Genomic DNA, 15,848 nt, shown 5'->3' with positions numbered 1-15,848 from the left:
ATATCCGCTCTCTTTCCTTTTAATAATCACTCTTTAATATTTTTTCAATATACGTCCTAACCAATTTACCATTCTTATTAATGACGACTGCAGCAAGCGCATCATGATTCCCCGCGCCGGCATCAATGTTTAACGTATTGTATTGTTTTAAATATATCGGTTTCCCAATTTCAGTTGGTGTATGTCCAATAACCTGCAACTTCTTCATCTTTTTTAGCTTACCACGGAAACGTAACACACTCCACATACTCTCTGTATGAAACTTTCTAAACCCTAAAAAGTTAACGCCCGCATGAGACACGTATAGCACATCATTCTCGTAAAATAATGGTAGATCACGCATCCAACGTGCATCACCTATATATTTTTCACGTAAGTCATAATCTTCTATCGTATTCCTATAGTTCTCTTTCATGTCTGACTTTGAAGTACCTTTAAAAATATACTGCGCCATTTGATACTCATGGTTGCCCTGAATACAAATCGTATTCGGATAATCCTGCTGAAGCTTGCGTACACAACGTACAACCTCTTTCGAATGTTTACCTTTATTGATATAATCTCCAACAAAGATCAGCTGCTCTTCTTTTGGATTCCAGTGCTTTAGTATCTTCTTCAATGTATTATAACAACCATGTATATCTCCAACTAAAAAATAGTTCATTATTAACATCCTTAACGTTTGAATTTATCTTAGTTGATTATATAAGAGTTTCAAAGAATACTAAAGTTAAGATTGTGTTAAAAAATATCAATATAAACTAATTAACATCAACCGTTAAATCACCCATATCTGTTTCAAGGTCAATGGTGTGTTCTCCTTTACCAACCATACCGCCTTTAGGAATAACATCATTTAATTCAACGTCACCCATATTACTGTCAGTAGTGACATTCACATTGTCCGGTTTTCCTTTATAATAGATTGAAGCATCTCCAACATTGACGTCACCTTTTATATTGGCATCTTTATCAACATTTCTTAACGTTAGTTCACCAACATCGACACTAAACTGAATATCATCAGCAATCATTTCTTCAATGTTTACTTCTCCGACATTCATATCAATTTTTGCAATTTTTGCATCTAATTTATCAATATTAATTTCCCCAACATTTGAATCGATTATAAATTCATTGTATTGTTTTTGAGGTAACTGAAGTATTACTTTCATATTGTTCTGTTCCTGATTGAATCCGAAGTTAAAGTCGACATCGATACCACTTGATTCGCCACCAGAAATAGATAGCGTGTCATCTTTTACTGTATACTTTATTTGACTTTCATTTTTAGCATGCTTGATATCAATATGCGTTTTATTATCATCAGACTGTTTCACATCTAACATCAATGTATTAACATCTATATCAACCTTCTGATATTCATCAGTAAGTACTTCATTATTATTATACTGTCCGTAACTACTGCCAAAACCAAACATCATACTACATACTCCCATCCCTATCATTCCGATAACCATCAAACTTATTGCGACAATTAAAAGTTTCTTCATGACGATTTACCTCCCTGAATGATATTTTTATTAAATTGAATATATTGAACGATGAAACGGTTCACAAACTGCATCACTTTAAATAAAATTATGCCAAATAATAAGCCTAATCCTACACAGAATACCGTCATAAATATTTCAAAGCCATTCACTGCGCTCGCACCATTAAAGATAAAGTCTAGTATTAAAAAGAACGGTGATATGATTAGCATCAGTGCTCCAAATGCAAACGACACCATAATACTAACGTAAATAACGAACGGAATGAGCAATATAAATAAATTTAAAAAGCTTAAACCTACAATCGAAAAGATCATCTGTGCTACATTTGACGTACTCGGATCTGTCTTTGCTTTCGTTACATGATACATCGCTCGCAGTTCTTTACCAACCTGAACCGGATCGCCTAGTTCATTAATGATTTCTGCATCACTTTTACCATCCATCGCACCATCTTCAAAATGTGATTCATATTCAAACATTAAAGATTCAAATTCACCTTGTGGTAAACCATTCAATTCTTTACTTAACGTATTTAAATATTGTTGTCTATTCATATGATTCTCCCCTTCTCTTAATGAGTGCATCTACCGCGTCAACCATACCGTACCATTCTGTTTTCAAATGTTGTAAATGAACCTTTCCTTCATCGGTAATCGTGTAATATTTTCTTGCCGGACCACCTGACGTCTTACCCATATAAGTATCCAGATAACCTTCAGATACTAAACGACGCAACATCGGATAAAGCGTGCCATCAGCGATGGAAAGATGTTGTGAAATACTTTGTGATAAATCATAACCGTATTGATCCTTTACCAATATCTCCTGTAAAACGACGAGCTCAAGTACGCCTTTCTTTAATTGAACATTCATAGTCCGCCTCCTCTCACTACTAGATAATACGATATAGTGATATAAAAAAATAAGTCGTGTTGTTTACCTGATCAGATAATATTAACTATCTCTTTTACAACTATATCGTAACATCCACTAGTGAATAATTCAATATAGTTGGATTGAATTAATATATTTATTTAAATCACTCAAAATTAAAAGATAACTGTCTTTTCAAAATACTAAAATTTGAATTGTATTTTCTGTAACTAACATGTACGCTATTGTTACTTAATCATTCAAAAATAGAGGATGTCAAATGGAGAAAAAAATAAATTAAGTACAAGAAATCCATATTTAGTTATTATCAGTTCATTTTTAGTCTTCCTTACGATCGGTACTTTATTACTTTATATGCCATTCTCTCAGAAACAACCTACATCATTTGTAGATTGTCTGTTTATTGCAACGAGCGCATTCAGTGTTACAGGACTCGCAACAATTGATATTACACAAAACTTTAACACTTTCGGCCATATTATCATTATGATTCTCGTACAGTCCGGTGGTCTCGGGATTATTACGTTAGCGATGATCGTGTTTATCATGCTTGGACGTAAAGTGGGACTTAAAAGTCGCTCACTCGCAACAGAGGCATTGAATCAGCAGAACTTAGGCGGCATACTCAGACTCGTATTGAAGCTATTAATGATCAGTTTAATTTTTGAAAGTATCGGAGCAATACTGCTTGCCCTTGAATGGGTGCCTTTACTTGGGTGGAAGCGCGGACTATTTAACAGTTTCTTCATCGCAGTCAGTGCATTTAATAACGCAGGATTCGCACTTCATAGTGACAATCTTGTACAATTTAAAACGAATCCGGTCATCAACTTTATCATTACAACATTAATCATCATGGATGGATTAGGATTTACAGTCATCCTTGATATATATCAGAAAAAGAAATTTACGCATTTAAGACTTCATACAAAAATTATGATATTCGGGACGGTGATCGTGAATACAATTGCGACACTGACAATTTACTTACTTGAGATGAACAATATGAAAACAATTGGTGGGCACAGTACATTTGATCAGTTTCAAATGTCTTACTTCCAGGCAATTACAACACGAACAGCAGGCTTTAATACGGTTGATATCGGAGCGATGAATACATCGACGATTCTACTTATGATGCTATTCATGTTTATCGGTGGTGGATCGACTTCTACAGCAGGTGGGATAAAGCTAACGACCGCTGTTGTAATATTCTTCGGTACGATAAGCTTTATAAAGCAACGCGAACAAATTAGTTTATTTAAGAAGGCAATAGATACGAAATATTTATTTAAGAGCTTTGCAATCGTTGTGTTAAGTTCAACATTTATCTTCTTAATCACATTAGCGCTTGTAATCGCAGAGCCGGACTTACCGTTTCTTGCTGTGATGTTTGAAGTCATTTCAGCATTCGGTACGGTAGGACTGACGATGGGCATTACAGCAAAGCTATCAGTCGTCGGAAAACTATTAATCATTTTGATGATGATGATCGGTAAGATTGGGGTATTAACGATTGTGCTTACGTTCTCAAAACCACAGAAAGCACTGTACGCTTACCCGAAAGAAGACGTGTTAACAGGTTAATCAAATTAGAAAGTGTCACACTCGTGAGTCTGAGTGTGACACTTTTATTAGTTTTGTCACGACCGGGAACGTGAGTGTGACAAAAATGAAGTACTCATTCGAGTCTGTTAACAAAAACACATTTATTAATTATCTCGTTGAACTCGCAAGTTGCTGGGCGATATTCATCGTAATTACAGGATTGTTCATGACAATTTACCGAAAATATTTAAAGTCTGGCGCATCAACAATCACACGTAAACAATCTGCAAGAGTGCATGCCGTTCTCGTTACTGTATTAAGCATACCACTCATCCTGTTAATATTACTCTTAACTAAGAAAAAATACGCAATATAGGAAACCCGCACGCTGAATATGCGTGCGGATCATTTTATTATTCAATATTTTGTTTAATTTTCTTTAAATCTTCTTCTGAAACTTTAAAAGCTACCTCCCCAGTTTCAAGATCAACCTCTGCCAATACTTCAGCCGTCCGAGGAAACAACCCTCTCGTCAGCTTTAACTTTAGTGGAATCGAGGCATTATTGGTCATCGTCTTAAATACTTTTTTCATTTTAAACTCCCCCTTTGAATATATATTACCAAATTTTTGATTATGGTAATATTAATTTAAAGGAGTGATTATATGAGCAAAGGATATAAATATTTTTTAACATTAGCAATCATACTCGCTATACTAAATATTATATTTATCTTAATTGATTACGAATGGCGTGGAGTTTTTAGCTGGGCATCCTTCAGTTTAATAATATTGTGTGCATTCATACTAATGGTAAGAAAGTTTATGAAAAATGAAGATCATCTTGGCTCATAAATATTAAACATGAGCCAAGATGAACCAATCCCTTCATAAAACAAGCATTCTTTCATTAATATCTTCATAATAAGCCTCGATTCTTAAAATGTTCATTCATGTGTAACTCCGGTAAACAACCATTCAGTAAATCTTGTTTATTAAATAACGAAGGATCAAATACTGAAAACCACAACAACCACAAATTTCGAAACTTCCAGTATAATCTTCATCGTAAGGCTCTTCTTCCAGAAAAGAAAAGCCACATACTAAACATTAACATTAGACAATCCTCTGTAATTACCAATGCTCATATAGGCATAATTTCAAAGTTATTTCACTCCTTTTAAATAATCAAGTACGACTGTACCAACTGCTTGTGCTGAAATGAGTAATGATTTTTCTGAGATGTTGAATTTCGGATGATGATGTGGATATATTTCTCCTTCTTCAGGTGCTGCACCTGTATATATAAATGCACTTGGTCGTTCTTTAGCATAATATGCGAAGTCTTCAGATGGTGGCTGAGGTTCGCACATCTCCACTTCGAAATCGAGTGATGCATCCTTTAAAGTTTGTGCAACATAGTTTGTAAATTCAGGATCATTGTATAATGCCGGATAATCGTCGTTGTATTCCAGTTCACAAGTAACACCGTACATTTCTTCTAATCCTTTACTTAATCGTTTAATCTCACGTTCAATTGTTGCTTTCGTATCATCTGTTAAACCACGTACGTCACCTTCGATTTCAATTGAATCTTTAATGACATTGAACTGACCTTTACCATCAAATGAACCGATTGTTACAACGCCCGTTTCAAATGGGTTTAATCGTCTTGATACGACTGTCTGTAATGCTGTTACAAAGTAACTTCCTGCTACGATTGCATCATTTGCCATATGTGGTGATGAACCGTGACCACCTTTACCGATAACTTTCAGTTTAAAAAATGCACGTCCTGTCTGAACATAACCTGGTTTATAGAACACTTTACCTACCGGCATCGTACTCATAACGTGTACACCAAGTACGTTATCAACCTCGTCTAATACGCCTGCTTCAATCATACCTTTCGCACCACCTGGTGGTACTTCCTCTGCTGGCTGATGGATAACAACGACTTTACCTGTAAACGTCTCTTTCATCTCTGCTAATGTTTCAGCTAACACAAGCATATATGCTGTATGTGCGTCGTGACCACATGCATGCATCACACATTTATTCACCGATGCAAATGGTAAGCCTGTATCTTCTGTAATCGGTAATGCATCAAAATCTGCACGAATTGCTAATGTCTTTCCTGTTTTACCAGAATCAATCGTCACTTTAATGCCGCGTTCACCAATATTCGTTTCTACTTTTACGTCTTTCCCTTTATAGAAATCCGCAATATATTGTGCTGTTTTCTCTTCCTGGAAAGAAAGTTCTGGATGTTGATGTAAGTAACGTCTAATCTCAATCATTTTGTCTTCTTTTGCTTTTAAAGTTTCAATTAATTGTTTATTCATGTTCTTCATCTCCTTATGTATATTATTTATTCCCTTTTATTATATATAAAACAAAAAAGAACAAATTATGAAACCATAGTTTGTTCTTCTTCACGCATACAATTATTCATCTTTCACATATTCAAACAAATCTCCAGGTTGACAGTCCAGCTCCTTACAAATAGCTTCAAGTGTTGAAAACCATATATTTAGATGAAGCTGTCGTTCTGCAAATGATTGAACAAGGCACTTATTTAGTTCCAACACTATTAGCACCCGTTTCAGTGTTAGAGTTCGCTGAAGAATTAGGAATGAGCATGGTTAAATATGGCATGTCTGAAATTGATGCAATTCGAGCATCGACAATTACAGCAGCAGAATGTCTTTGTCTAGATAATGTCGGACAAATTAAATCAGGCTATTTGGCAGATGTTATACTCGTTAAGGAAGATCCGCTTAAAGATATTAGTGTTCTTAAAGATACAGATAATATTAAAATTGTTATCAAGGATGGTGATATCGTAAAATCAATTTAAAATAAGACGCATGATAAAAAATACTTATCATAAATTATTAAAATATAAATAGATTAACAATATACATTTTTTGAAACCCCTTACATACACATTCAGTATTTTGATACAATATAATTGTATACAAAATTCAAAAATTTAAAGGGGGGTTTTTTATGAAAAATTTTATTAACAAAAAAGGCTATTTAACGCATTTCTCCGATTCTATACAACCATCTAAAGAAGTAGTGTCATACAATAAAGTTCAGCTTACCGGGCTTTTTCTTGGACCATTACTCTTTATATTATTCCAGTTTTTCATTCAGCCAGCTGGCATTGAAGGACCGGCACGATTTGTATTAGCTGCAACGCTATGGATTGCTACATGGTGGATTACAGAACCAATACCGATAGCAGTAACTTCATTATTACCACTCGTGTTATTTCCTATAGGTCAAATAATGGATGCAGGAAAAGTAGCAGCCAATTACGGCAATGATATTATCTTCCTATTTATGGGTGGATTTATTTTAGCGATAGCTATGGAGCAATGGAATTTACATACACGTATTGCACTCAATATCATCAATAAAGTCGGTACAACAACATCTAAAATTATACTAGGATTTATGATGGCTACAGGTGTAATGAGTATGTTTGTGTCAAACACCGCTGCCGTTATGATTATGATACCAATTGGACTTGCACTAATTGCCGAAGCGGAAGTGTTAAGTGCGAATCAGGTTAATGAAAATTTGAGAAAATTTGAAAAAACATTAGTCCTGGCTATAGGTTACGCCGGAACAATTGGTGGTATGGGGACATTGATTGGAACACCACCACTCATTCTATTAGCGGGTCAGATGAAAGAATTATTTGGATTTGAAATTGGATTTGGCCAATGGATGCTTGTTGGTGTACCGAGTGTAATTATTTTACTCTTAATTACATGGTTGTACTTACATAATTTTGCCTTTAAATCAGATATGACAGAGTTACCTGGAGGTAAAGAAGTAATAGAACGTGAATTAAATAAATTAGGTAAGACGACAAGAGAAGAAAAGATAATACTTGTTATATTTATACTAGCTGCAACACTTTGGATTGTTCGTGGATTCTTCTTTTCAAATATTCCTGCACTTAAACTGATTCAGGATGGCACAATCGCCATGTTCATTTCAATTCTACTGTTTATGATACCGACGAAACGTAAATCTGGTCGTTTACTTGATTGGTCCGTCGCAAAAGAAATCCCTTGGGGTGTACTCTTACTATTCGGTGGTGGCTTAGCATTAGCAAATGCCATTACGACAAGTAAACTAGATGCATGGTTAAGTGATCAGCTAATATTATTAAAAGGCATGCCAGTGTTATTGATTATTGCAGTAACTGCATTATTCGTATTATTCTTAACAGAAATTACATCAAATACTGCCACTGCAACGATGATTCTACCTATTCTAGCTGCACTTGCATTAGCAATTAATGTTCATCCATTAGCACTGATGATACCAGCAGCAATGGGTGCGAACTGTGCATTCATGTTACCAGTAGGTACGCCACCAAATGCAATTGTCTTTGGTACTGGCAAAATTAGTATTAGAGAAATGGCCACAACAGGATTCTGGCTCAACATAATCGCATGTGTGATTATCGTAATCGCTGTATATCTGATTGTACCTTATGTATTTGGTATAGATATATCACCTTTCCCAGCAGCATTGAAATAATACTACTATCCAGTTGCTTAGCAGCTGGATGTTTTATTTATAAAATTAATACAAAGCATATTTCAAATATTAATAGTTATCATTCAAATTTCAATTGTATTTCCTGTAAATATCATGTACGCTATTCTTACTTAAATCATTCATTAAAAGAGGATGTCACATGGATAAAAAAAATAAAAAAAGTGGGCGAAATCCTTATCTCGTTATCATTAGTGCTTTTTTAGCATTTCTAACTGTTGGAACAATACTACTATACATGCCATTCTCACAGAAACAACCGACATCATTTGTAGATTGCTTGTTTATTGCGACAAGCGCATTTACAGTAACTGGATTAGCAACAATTGATATTACAGCAAACTTTAATGTTATCGGCTATACCATTATCATGATACTTGTACAAGCTGGTGGTCTAGGGATTATTACTTTAGCCATTATCGTCTTTATGATGCTTGGGAGAAAGGTTGGCTTTAAAAGAAGAAGTTTAGCTACAGAAGCGTTGAATCAGCAAAATACCGGAGGAATCCTACGACTTGTACTCATACTTTTCTTCATCAGTTTAATATTTGAAAGTATAGGTGCTTTGTTGCTGTGCCTGGAATGGATTCCTCAATTAGGATTCAAAAGAGGACTGTTCCATAGTATCTTTACTGCAGTAAGCGCCTTTAATAACGCCGGATTTGCGTTGCATAGTGACAATCTCGTACAATACCGTACAAATCCAATCATTAATTTCATTATTACAAGTTTAATCATACTCGGCGGAATAGGATTTACGGTTATCCTTGACTTATATAAGACGAAAAACTTTAAGAAACTAAGAGTCCATACGAAAGTAATGCTTTTAGGGACATTTATCATCAACTTCTGTGCAACACTAATCATCTTTGTATTAGAATACGGAAATAAAGAAACGCTTGCAGGACATTCGACATTTGACCAGCTACAGATGGCTTATTTCCAGGCAATTACGACAAGAACAGCAGGATTTAATACTATAGACATCGGCGCAATGACTACGCCGACCATTCTTATTATGATGCTGCTGATGTTTATCGGGGGAGGTTCTACTTCCACTGCAGGTGGAATAAAGCTGACAACAACTGTTGTAATCCTATTTGGTACGTATAGTTTCATTAAACAAAGAGAACATTTAACACTCTTTAAACGCACCATTGACCCGAGATTTCTATTTAAAAGCCTGGCAGTCGCAGTACTCAGTTCCGGCTTCTGCTTTACCATCGTCTTCTGTCTCGTATTAGCAGAACCAGATTTACCGTTCTTACCGCTGATGTTTGAAGTCATATCAGCATTCGGTACAGTTGGTCTGACGATGGGCATTACCACTAAACTATCTGTCATTGGTAAACTACTCATTATATTAATGATGATGATCGGGAAAGTCGGTGTACTGACAATCGTCCTGACATTCTCTAGACCAAATAAACAACTTTATAGCTATCCAAAAGAAGATATCTTAACAGGATAAAAAATTGTAGCCATTAAAAGGCTACGAATTTTTTTTAATATATAGTTTGTTTCGGATCTTCTCCGTATTTATTTGGACCATGATTACCACGGATGAAGTTGCAAATAAATAAGAATAACCAAGGCAGTGATAAAAGAAGTGTCAACATCAGCATCGGTGCCAACCCACCCTTATCGGTGAAATCAATCGGTAAAATAGGATAAACGTGTGTGAAAATGAAGCTAAGAACTACATCAACCGTCATAATCACAATCGCGATTTTACCGTTAATATTAATATCCTGCAAGCGACGACTAGCCTGAGCCATTGCAGGAATCGTATTAATATATGGGAATAATGTCGTTACGAAAAATCGGTAATGTTCACTCAAATGTGCTTTATTGCTTGAAATTACATCGATAATCATAATTAACAATCCAATTACCAATTCAATGATGATTGTCGCTAATAAATTTAACCAGTATTCTCTACGTCGTGCACGTCCAGAAAATTGAAAACCTTTCGTCCAATAAGCAATGACCGCATCTTTCATCGACATATTATTTTGCATGACTTTCACCTCTTACCTTTACAGCGATATGCATATCTCCATCTTTTAACTGGTTCGCTATTTTCTCAAATTTATCACTCGATTGCTGGAATCTCAACGTATAATTTACATTATCCACTTGCTCTTCTGCTTTAATATCCGCAATACTATCCGTTTCATAAGTAAAACGTTCATACTTACCAGCAGTATATTTGTTGTCTTTCAAACTTACAGGGATAATTGTATATTCTTTAAAGATATCAATCTGATTTCTATAAACATAAAAGTTCATTTGTTTAGTTTGCATCACACCGATCAGTTTTCCGAAATCATCTTTTTTCACGGCATTCACCGCTTCTTTTTCAGTTGCATATGATTTCATCGCGTTTTGCATACCTATTTTACGCTTATCATTATCAAACCAAATACCATCTCTACCAACTGTGATGACACCTTCCTTCGGTGTTAAAGCTATGCTTAGACCATGTTTTCCATCGTCATCCATCATCTGTTTATCGTCATCAGAAACGTCGCCAAACTTCCCAACTTTAAAATCAAATGTCCCTGCCTTACTATTTACTTTCCAGGACTTCTGTTCGAATTTTTTATTGACTTCTATTAATTCTAGTTTGTTATCAGGATATGTTAATTCTGTTTCATTGGCATTTTTAATTTCAATCAATCCTGTATATAGATAGTCAGACTTTCTATAGAAACTTTCAAACATCTGCAGAATATAATAATGATTATTCGGCAATTTATAAATGCGAGAAGATCTGGATGCGACATCCATACCTGCTTCCGTTAAATTGTTTTCCATATCACTAATAGTATCACCATAACTCCCTAAAACACCCATATCACCGTACAGTTTTGTCTCATCAAACTTATTACCTAACACATAATCTTTCGTATCCAGTACAGCACCTAAGGCAAGTATCGCGATTAATATACCCAACAATATCTTTTTCATCATCCATCTCCTATAGGTATTTGTTATTTTTACCATTAATTCATATTAGTACTAAATGTCATAAAAAGTCAATAAATGTTAGTAATCATCTTTTATTCTATTTGAAAAACTGCTACAAAAACTAACATTATAAATCAAAAAAATGAGCGCAAAATACACTCATCTCTTATTATTTCTCTAAAAATGACTTTAATTTTTGTTTATCTTTACTTAAATCTTTAACATCCTTATTAAACTTTTTATTTATTTCATCAATGGTGTAATCATAATCTTTACCATCCGCATTAATTTGCATACGCTCCAGGTTACCCACTAATCCCATCGTTACTGCTGCTAGTTTCTCAAGTTGCTCAGGATCCATATCTTTAACGTTCTCATAGTTCACTTTCAAACCATACGGCTTTTTATCAGATTCAATCTTTATCTTATAATCACCAATATCTTTAGCACCAGCTTCACTTAATATGTTAATCACCTTGCTATTATCCCCGACATATTCCGTTTTGTGCTTCCAAAGACTATCTACATTATCAACTTTCTGCTGACCACAAGCGGATAATAAGAGAATTGTAATTGCAATTAATAATTTATTCACGGGAGGACCTCCTATTTTGATTGCTTTTGTTTAATCTCCTTAATTTCCTGTTTATCAGCTGACGCTTTAATAAATGAACCAATAATTGTTCCTAAAATAGTAAATGACATTCCATTTAATCCGGGAGAATGAATATCGTTCGCATTATAATATAGATGTAGTAATAAGCAACATATCGTGACAAAACCAATCATCATATATTCATATTTTCTTTGAGACACTCTTTTTTCAAGACCAGCTAGTCGGTTCGTATTTAATAGCTGTCTCAATCTTGTTTCTCTCGGGATAGCTAATAGTGTCCCAACCATTATTAAACAAATAAAAGCAACTAAAAACGGCTCTTTATACAGGTCAGAATTGGAAAAGCCCCAAATTAATATTCCGATTAGAATAACATAAAACAGATAATTCACCCAAAGTTTACTTGTCATATGGTTTCTCCTTTGTTTTTAATATTTTATTCAGTGAATTTATTACTGTATATATAGAAATAGAGTAATTTCATCCTCTACTTAAGTTGATCAATATCTTCAAAATCATAATCTTTATAAAGTTGATCGCGATCGGTCACTTTGTTCTTAGAATTTGCAAACCATGGGATGATGATAATGAATAAGATACCTATAGTACTCGTACTATGCATAATCACATTTGAATAGTAACTATAAGCATAAACTAGCGGGATTCCTATAAAACCTATCGCTAAATATACATTAGGAGACTTTCTTAAAAATCTGAATCGCTTAATTTCTGTTGATAAAGTTGTTAAGTAAATAAATAAGAATATAAAAATCATGAAGCTAAATCTTTTAAACTGATCAATCGCTTCCAAGCGTTCTGCTTCTTTCTGAGGTAAATCGTAATAAGGATAACCTATAAATAAATCCTTTAAGATATAAATAAGAAATAACAGAAAAAGCATAAAAGCACATATCGATGGTATAAGCATTAGTCTCTTATATAAATGAAATGGTAATTCACCTTTAAAATTAAATAAGTTCTTCACATAATACCGAAATGTTTTCTTGAAATCTTTATTGTCCATAATGCACCTCAAATACCATATTAATACTATTGTATTACAATTAATGTAAGATGGAAAGTTACACTTTGATTTAGCAAAGATAATGTAAAAAGCCCATACATAGCTCGAACAAGAACGACTTTACATCCCCTTCACTCGCATGTGTAAGTGTTTGAAGCAAAACATTCTGATCAATTTTTATTTTGTTTTTTCTTATTTGTTTTTTGAACTGTACCTTCTAACTCTTCAAATACCATCATACTCGCAGCGATATGCTTACAGTAATTATCGTTAAGGGCATAAGGACAATCACATATCATCGTCATATCATCTGTATCGATATTTTCTATCTCAACTTCATAGTCTTCTGTACCATATACTATTGTATTAATACTTGTCTTATCAATGTATGTTACTTCTACTAAGTCATCCTCACAATACATTTTGCCGCGTTCTAATATTATTGGTTTAAAATAGCTTCTCCAGTTCATTCAATTTCTCCTTTTAATTTATTTGTCTAACAACCAATCAAATGCATTCAGTCAGCAATTAATTCATCTTGAAATAACTTAAATAACGTAGATTTACCAGCCCTTCTGACACCAGACACAACTTTAATCACTTGTTTATCGCGATGTCTTCTTAAAAACTCAATATATTCCGATCGTTGTACAATTTTATCCAAAATTTTCACCTCAACTTTAAACTTTTATATAAATTGCACCCAAGTTTCACTTTAACTCTAAACTTCCGGATAAATCTCAACTTATATTTACAAGTAATTTGTTATATGCTCAACAAATCAGCTTTAGGAAGCAATTCAATGAAAAAGTATTTATCAGAACTGTTAGAAACATTTGTATTAGTATTCTTTGGGACAGGGACTGCTGTTATGGCATCACTTAACCCAGACAACAACATCGGTATATTCGGCATCGCATTTGCATTCGGTTTAACTGTAATCGCAGCAGCATACGCAATCGGCGATATCTCAGGTGGACACTTAAACCCTGCAATCTCATTCGCGATGTTTTTAGATAAAAGATTATCACTTAAAGACTTTGCTATCTATTCGGTATTCCAGACAATCGGTGCATTACTTGCAACAACATTAATTTGGGCGATTCTTAAATCATTCAAAACTGAGATTCCATTCTCTTACGGTGCAAACGCGCCTGGCGATTTAACAATCTGGGGTGCATTCTTAGTTGAAGCAATCCTTACGTTTGTATTCGTATTCGTTGTATTATCAGTAACGAAAACGAAGGTTATCGCACCAAGCTTAGCAGTACTTGTAATTGGATTTACATTAACGATGGTACATCTAATCGGTATTCCGTTAACTGGAACATCAGTAAACCCTGCAAGAAGTATCGCTCCAGCATTATTCACAGGTGGCGAAGCATTATCAACATTATGGATCTTCATCGTAGCTCCATTAGTAGGTGCAGCAGTAGCAGCAGTTACACATAACTATTTAGAATCATAAAAAATAATCCAGTACACGTGAATGTGTGCTGGATTTTTTAATTTGTTTGTATGAATGTTTATGGAGTCGTGACAATTTGGTTGGTTTTGTCATGACCTAGACTCAGCTTGTGACACTATCTACATTAACTTTCTGGTTGCATACTCGTTCATCCTAACGGTTAAACTCTTCATTCTTCTTATAGTACACAACTGTTGAATAGATGAGTACTGCAGCAATTGAGAACATTGCTAAATACTGATTTTCACCTGTAAGTGTTTGATATATCCCGAGCAACATGAGTATCCCTTTTTCTTACTCATAACTCATCTTCCTCAAATATAAATACATTCTCTACTGGTTCATTGAATATTCTTGCGATGCGTACTGCAGTTAAGATGGATGGCATAAAGTCTTCGCGTTCTATTAGAGAAATCGTTTGTCTTGAGACATGCGCAAGTTTGGCAAGCTGGGTTTGGTTGTATCCATCTCTTGCACGTAGCTCTTTTAACCTATTTTTCAATATGCGCAGCTCCTTTCAATTATTTACAGTTTTATTGTAATTTATTATAGTCATTTTGACAAGTATATTAGTCAAAATGACTATAATAAATCCCACATGACATTGTCATGCGGGATTATTTTGATCGTAATTTTTGTATTCATAAAGTGTGTATAATGAAATTGCACCAAGTACGATAGGTACAAAGCTGACATAGCTTAAGAAGATATTACTGTGATTTAATAAATGTACTGACGCTCCATCAATATGCATATAATCTATATATTCATTTGCAAAACCTAATATGTATTGCAGAATTACCATCGTTGAAATTACGATGATATTAATAATAAACATAATAATTGTAGTAAGAAGATAATATTGTTTTGTCATAGCGATTTCCCCTTTTGTTTTTTCTCCATTTCTCTAAACTGTTCTTCCAGCAATCCATCTTTTTCAGCAACAAGTTTCAAAGTCATCGGAAAGAATACAATCACCAATGCAAGTGCAACAATCATAAGGATTGTAAGTAATGGAACTGGTATATTGATCATCGGTGCAAGTAATATAATAATGAGTTCCAAAAACATCATTAATCCGTAAGATTTCGCCAGTCTTTTATTAGATATAAATTGTTTTTGCCCACATTGCGGACACGTTACTTCATTATTCATCGATGGCTTCCAACCGGCTTTCATACGTTCCTTGAAACTGAATTTATAATTACAGTGTACACACTTCATC

24 protein-coding genes and 1 pseudogene are annotated in these 15,848 nt (G+C 34.3%); 7 read left to right on the top strand and 18 right to left on the bottom strand.

Going from position 1 to position 15,848, the window contains the following annotated elements:
* Positions 1–19: 19 nt before the first annotated feature.
* The 4 genes from BHU61_RS07115 to BHU61_RS07100 all read right to left on the bottom strand — a co-directional run bounded on the left by BHU61_RS07115 (position 20) and on the right by BHU61_RS07100 (position 2,390).
* Positions 20–664, bottom strand: coding sequence for a metallophosphoesterase family protein (locus BHU61_RS07115; RefSeq protein WP_170122495.1), 645 nt, complete (start codon positions 662–664; stop codon positions 20–22).
* Between the two features lie 97 nt (positions 665–761).
* Complete coding sequence (locus BHU61_RS07110; protein WP_111715719.1) at positions 762–1,514, bottom strand: DUF4097 family beta strand repeat-containing protein; 753 nt, start codon at positions 1,512–1,514, stop codon at positions 762–764.
* Positions 1,511–2,071 (bottom strand): HAAS signaling domain-containing protein, encoded by a 561-nt coding sequence (locus tag BHU61_RS07105; RefSeq protein WP_170122494.1) that lies wholly within the window; start codon positions 2,069–2,071, stop codon positions 1,511–1,513. Before BHU61_RS07105 ends, BHU61_RS07110 begins: the two co-directional genes overlap by 4 nt.
* Positions 2,064–2,390: a PadR family transcriptional regulator gene (locus BHU61_RS07100; RefSeq protein ID WP_111715716.1), complete on the bottom strand. Its 327-nt coding sequence runs from the start codon at positions 2,388–2,390 to the stop codon at positions 2,064–2,066. Before BHU61_RS07100 ends, BHU61_RS07105 begins: the two co-directional genes overlap by 8 nt.
* Before the next feature lie 273 nt (positions 2,391–2,663).
* Between BHU61_RS07100 and BHU61_RS07095 the strand changes: the two genes are divergently transcribed.
* Together BHU61_RS07095 and BHU61_RS13305 are read left to right on the top strand one after the other, a co-directional pair.
* The gene (locus tag BHU61_RS07095) at positions 2,664–3,998 is read left to right on the top strand and encodes a TrkH family potassium uptake protein (RefSeq protein WP_111715714.1); all 1,335 of its coding nucleotides are present in this window, start codon (positions 2,664–2,666) and stop codon (positions 3,996–3,998) included.
* A gap of 85 nt (positions 3,999–4,083) precedes the next feature.
* Positions 4,084–4,335: a hypothetical protein gene (locus tag BHU61_RS13305; RefSeq protein WP_146608863.1), complete on the top strand. Its 252-nt coding sequence runs from the start codon at positions 4,084–4,086 to the stop codon at positions 4,333–4,335.
* 37 nt (positions 4,336–4,372) lie between these two features.
* Here the strand turns inward: BHU61_RS13305 and BHU61_RS07090 are convergent, their stop codons facing one another.
* Positions 4,373–4,552: a hypothetical protein gene (locus BHU61_RS07090; RefSeq protein WP_099580893.1), complete on the bottom strand. Its 180-nt coding sequence runs from the start codon at positions 4,550–4,552 to the stop codon at positions 4,373–4,375.
* Between the two features lie 72 nt (positions 4,553–4,624).
* Between BHU61_RS07090 and BHU61_RS07085 the strand changes: the two genes are divergently transcribed.
* Positions 4,625–4,813 carry a hypothetical protein gene (locus BHU61_RS07085; RefSeq protein WP_099580891.1) on the top strand — a complete coding sequence of 63 codons (189 nt, stop codon included), beginning with the start codon at positions 4,625–4,627 and terminating at the stop codon, positions 4,811–4,813.
* Between the two features lie 311 nt (positions 4,814–5,124).
* Here BHU61_RS07085 and BHU61_RS07080 read toward each other — a convergent pair whose 3' ends face one another.
* A complete protein-coding gene (locus tag BHU61_RS07080; RefSeq protein WP_111715713.1) occupies positions 5,125–6,303 on the bottom strand; it encodes a M20 family metallopeptidase in 1,179 nt (392 codons plus the stop codon).
* 102 nt (positions 6,304–6,405) lie between these two features.
* Positions 6,406–6,486: pseudogene (locus tag BHU61_RS13575) on the bottom strand (helix-turn-helix domain-containing protein); the annotation flags it as partial.
* On the opposite strand from BHU61_RS13575, the gene BHU61_RS13570 reads away from it, so the two are divergent.
* From BHU61_RS13570 to BHU61_RS07060, 3 genes are all read left to right on the top strand, one after another.
* Positions 6,486–6,818 (top strand): amidohydrolase family protein, encoded by a 333-nt coding sequence (locus BHU61_RS13570; protein WP_379883813.1) that lies wholly within the window; start codon positions 6,486–6,488, stop codon positions 6,816–6,818. The pseudogene BHU61_RS13575 and the gene BHU61_RS13570 overlap by 1 nt on opposite strands.
* 152 nt (positions 6,819–6,970) lie before the next feature.
* Positions 6,971–8,524, top strand: coding sequence for an SLC13 family permease (locus BHU61_RS07065; RefSeq protein WP_111715710.1), 1,554 nt, complete (start codon positions 6,971–6,973; stop codon positions 8,522–8,524).
* A 160-nt stretch (positions 8,525–8,684) separates the two neighbouring features.
* On the top strand, positions 8,685–10,013 hold the full coding sequence (locus BHU61_RS07060) for a TrkH family potassium uptake protein (protein ID WP_111715708.1): 1,329 nt from the start codon (positions 8,685–8,687) through the stop codon (positions 10,011–10,013).
* A 34-nt stretch (positions 10,014–10,047) separates the two neighbouring features.
* Here BHU61_RS07060 and BHU61_RS07055 read toward each other — a convergent pair whose 3' ends face one another.
* From BHU61_RS07055 to BHU61_RS07025, 7 genes are all read right to left on the bottom strand, one after another.
* Entirely contained in the window at positions 10,048–10,563 is a 516-nt protein-coding gene (locus tag BHU61_RS07055) for a DUF805 domain-containing protein (protein WP_111715706.1), read from the bottom strand.
* Positions 10,553–11,515 carry a hypothetical protein gene (locus tag BHU61_RS07050; protein WP_111715705.1) on the bottom strand — a complete coding sequence of 321 codons (963 nt, stop codon included), beginning with the start codon at positions 11,513–11,515 and terminating at the stop codon, positions 10,553–10,555. The genes BHU61_RS07055 and BHU61_RS07050 overlap by 11 nt, the downstream gene beginning before the upstream one ends.
* Positions 11,516–11,684: 169 nt before the next feature.
* Complete coding sequence (locus tag BHU61_RS07045) at positions 11,685–12,110, bottom strand: DUF4825 domain-containing protein (protein WP_170122493.1); 426 nt, start codon at positions 12,108–12,110, stop codon at positions 11,685–11,687.
* Positions 12,111–12,121: 11 nt separating this feature from the next.
* Positions 12,122–12,541: a hypothetical protein gene (locus BHU61_RS07040; protein WP_111715702.1), complete on the bottom strand. Its 420-nt coding sequence runs from the start codon at positions 12,539–12,541 to the stop codon at positions 12,122–12,124.
* Between the two features lie 77 nt (positions 12,542–12,618).
* Positions 12,619–13,155: a hypothetical protein gene (locus tag BHU61_RS07035; RefSeq protein ID WP_111715700.1), complete on the bottom strand. Its 537-nt coding sequence runs from the start codon at positions 13,153–13,155 to the stop codon at positions 12,619–12,621.
* 170 nt (positions 13,156–13,325) lie between these two features.
* A complete protein-coding gene (locus BHU61_RS07030; protein WP_111715698.1) occupies positions 13,326–13,625 on the bottom strand; it encodes an SWIM zinc finger family protein in 300 nt (99 codons plus the stop codon).
* 47 nt (positions 13,626–13,672) lie between these two features.
* Complete coding sequence (locus BHU61_RS07025; RefSeq protein ID WP_199798215.1) at positions 13,673–13,819, bottom strand: hypothetical protein; 147 nt, start codon at positions 13,817–13,819, stop codon at positions 13,673–13,675.
* Positions 13,820–13,957: 138 nt separating this feature from the next.
* On the opposite strand from BHU61_RS07025, the gene BHU61_RS07020 reads away from it, so the two are divergent.
* A complete protein-coding gene (locus tag BHU61_RS07020) occupies positions 13,958–14,623 on the top strand; it encodes an MIP/aquaporin family protein (protein WP_111715697.1) in 666 nt (221 codons plus the stop codon).
* A gap of 153 nt (positions 14,624–14,776) precedes the next feature.
* Here BHU61_RS07020 and BHU61_RS13675 read toward each other — a convergent pair whose 3' ends face one another.
* The 4 genes from BHU61_RS13675 to BHU61_RS07005 form a co-directional block, all read right to left on the bottom strand.
* Positions 14,777–14,902: a hypothetical protein gene (locus BHU61_RS13675; RefSeq protein WP_275439899.1), complete on the bottom strand. Its 126-nt coding sequence runs from the start codon at positions 14,900–14,902 to the stop codon at positions 14,777–14,779.
* Between the two features lie 19 nt (positions 14,903–14,921).
* The gene (locus BHU61_RS07015) at positions 14,922–15,125 is read right to left on the bottom strand and encodes a helix-turn-helix transcriptional regulator (RefSeq protein WP_111715695.1); all 204 of its coding nucleotides are present in this window, start codon (positions 15,123–15,125) and stop codon (positions 14,922–14,924) included.
* Positions 15,126–15,230: 105 nt separating this feature from the next.
* On the bottom strand, positions 15,231–15,497 hold the full coding sequence (locus BHU61_RS07010) for a hypothetical protein (protein WP_111715694.1): 267 nt from the start codon (positions 15,495–15,497) through the stop codon (positions 15,231–15,233).
* Positions 15,494–15,847: a TIGR04104 family putative zinc finger protein gene (locus BHU61_RS07005; protein WP_170122492.1), complete on the bottom strand. Its 354-nt coding sequence runs from the start codon at positions 15,845–15,847 to the stop codon at positions 15,494–15,496. Before BHU61_RS07005 ends, BHU61_RS07010 begins: the two co-directional genes overlap by 4 nt.
* Position 15,848 lies beyond the last annotated feature (1 nt).

The organism is Macrococcus epidermidis, from assembly GCF_003259695.1.
Taxonomy (GTDB): Bacteria; Bacillota; Bacilli; order Staphylococcales; family Staphylococcaceae; genus Macrococcoides; species Macrococcoides epidermidis.
Note: the sequence above shows the minus strand (reverse complement) of the source record. Positions and strands in the feature narration are given on the sequence as shown.

Bases quoted from the DNA above. Each gene is read 5' to 3' on its own strand.
- BHU61_RS07020 (WP_111715697.1), top strand. From the start codon at position 13,958: ATGAAAAAGTATTTATCAGAACTGTTAGAAACATTTGTATTAGTATTC.
- BHU61_RS07095 (WP_111715714.1), top strand. From the start codon at position 2,664: ATGTCAAATGGAGAAAAAAATAAATTAAGTACAAGAAATCCATATTTA.
- BHU61_RS07030 (WP_111715698.1), bottom strand. From the start codon at position 13,625: ATGAACTGGAGAAGCTATTTTAAACCAATAATATTAGAACGCGGCAAA.
- BHU61_RS07090 (WP_099580893.1), bottom strand. From the start codon at position 4,552: ATGAAAAAAGTATTTAAGACGATGACCAATAATGCCTCGATTCCACTA.
- BHU61_RS07100 (WP_111715716.1), bottom strand. From the start codon at position 2,390: ATGAATGTTCAATTAAAGAAAGGCGTACTTGAGCTCGTCGTTTTACAG.
- BHU61_RS07060 (WP_111715708.1), top strand. From the start codon at position 8,685: ATGGATAAAAAAAATAAAAAAAGTGGGCGAAATCCTTATCTCGTTATC.
- BHU61_RS07065 (WP_111715710.1), top strand. From the start codon at position 6,971: ATGAAAAATTTTATTAACAAAAAAGGCTATTTAACGCATTTCTCCGAT.
- BHU61_RS07110 (WP_111715719.1), bottom strand. From the start codon at position 1,514: ATGAAGAAACTTTTAATTGTCGCAATAAGTTTGATGGTTATCGGAATG.
- BHU61_RS07105 (WP_170122494.1), bottom strand. From the start codon at position 2,071: ATGAATAGACAACAATATTTAAATACGTTAAGTAAAGAATTGAATGGT.
- BHU61_RS07040 (WP_111715702.1), bottom strand. From the start codon at position 12,541: ATGACAAGTAAACTTTGGGTGAATTATCTGTTTTATGTTATTCTAATC.
- BHU61_RS07010 (WP_111715694.1), bottom strand. From the start codon at position 15,497: ATGACAAAACAATATTATCTTCTTACTACAATTATTATGTTTATTATT.
- BHU61_RS07115 (WP_170122495.1), bottom strand. From the start codon at position 664: ATGAACTATTTTTTAGTTGGAGATATACATGGTTGTTATAATACATTG.
- BHU61_RS13305 (WP_146608863.1), top strand. From the start codon at position 4,084: ATGAAGTACTCATTCGAGTCTGTTAACAAAAACACATTTATTAATTAT.
- BHU61_RS07050 (WP_111715705.1), bottom strand. From the start codon at position 11,515: ATGAAAAAGATATTGTTGGGTATATTAATCGCGATACTTGCCTTAGGT.
- BHU61_RS07035 (WP_111715700.1), bottom strand. From the start codon at position 13,155: ATGGACAATAAAGATTTCAAGAAAACATTTCGGTATTATGTGAAGAAC.
- BHU61_RS07085 (WP_099580891.1), top strand. From the start codon at position 4,625: ATGAGCAAAGGATATAAATATTTTTTAACATTAGCAATCATACTCGCT.
- BHU61_RS07080 (WP_111715713.1), bottom strand. From the start codon at position 6,303: ATGAATAAACAATTAATTGAAACTTTAAAAGCAAAAGAAGACAAAATG.
- BHU61_RS07055 (WP_111715706.1), bottom strand. From the start codon at position 10,563: ATGCAAAATAATATGTCGATGAAAGATGCGGTCATTGCTTATTGGACG.
- BHU61_RS13675 (WP_275439899.1), bottom strand. From the start codon at position 14,902: ATGTTGCTCGGGATATATCAAACACTTACAGGTGAAAATCAGTATTTA.
- BHU61_RS07005 (WP_170122492.1), bottom strand. From the start codon at position 15,847: ATGAAGTGTGTACACTGTAATTATAAATTCAGTTTCAAGGAACGTATG.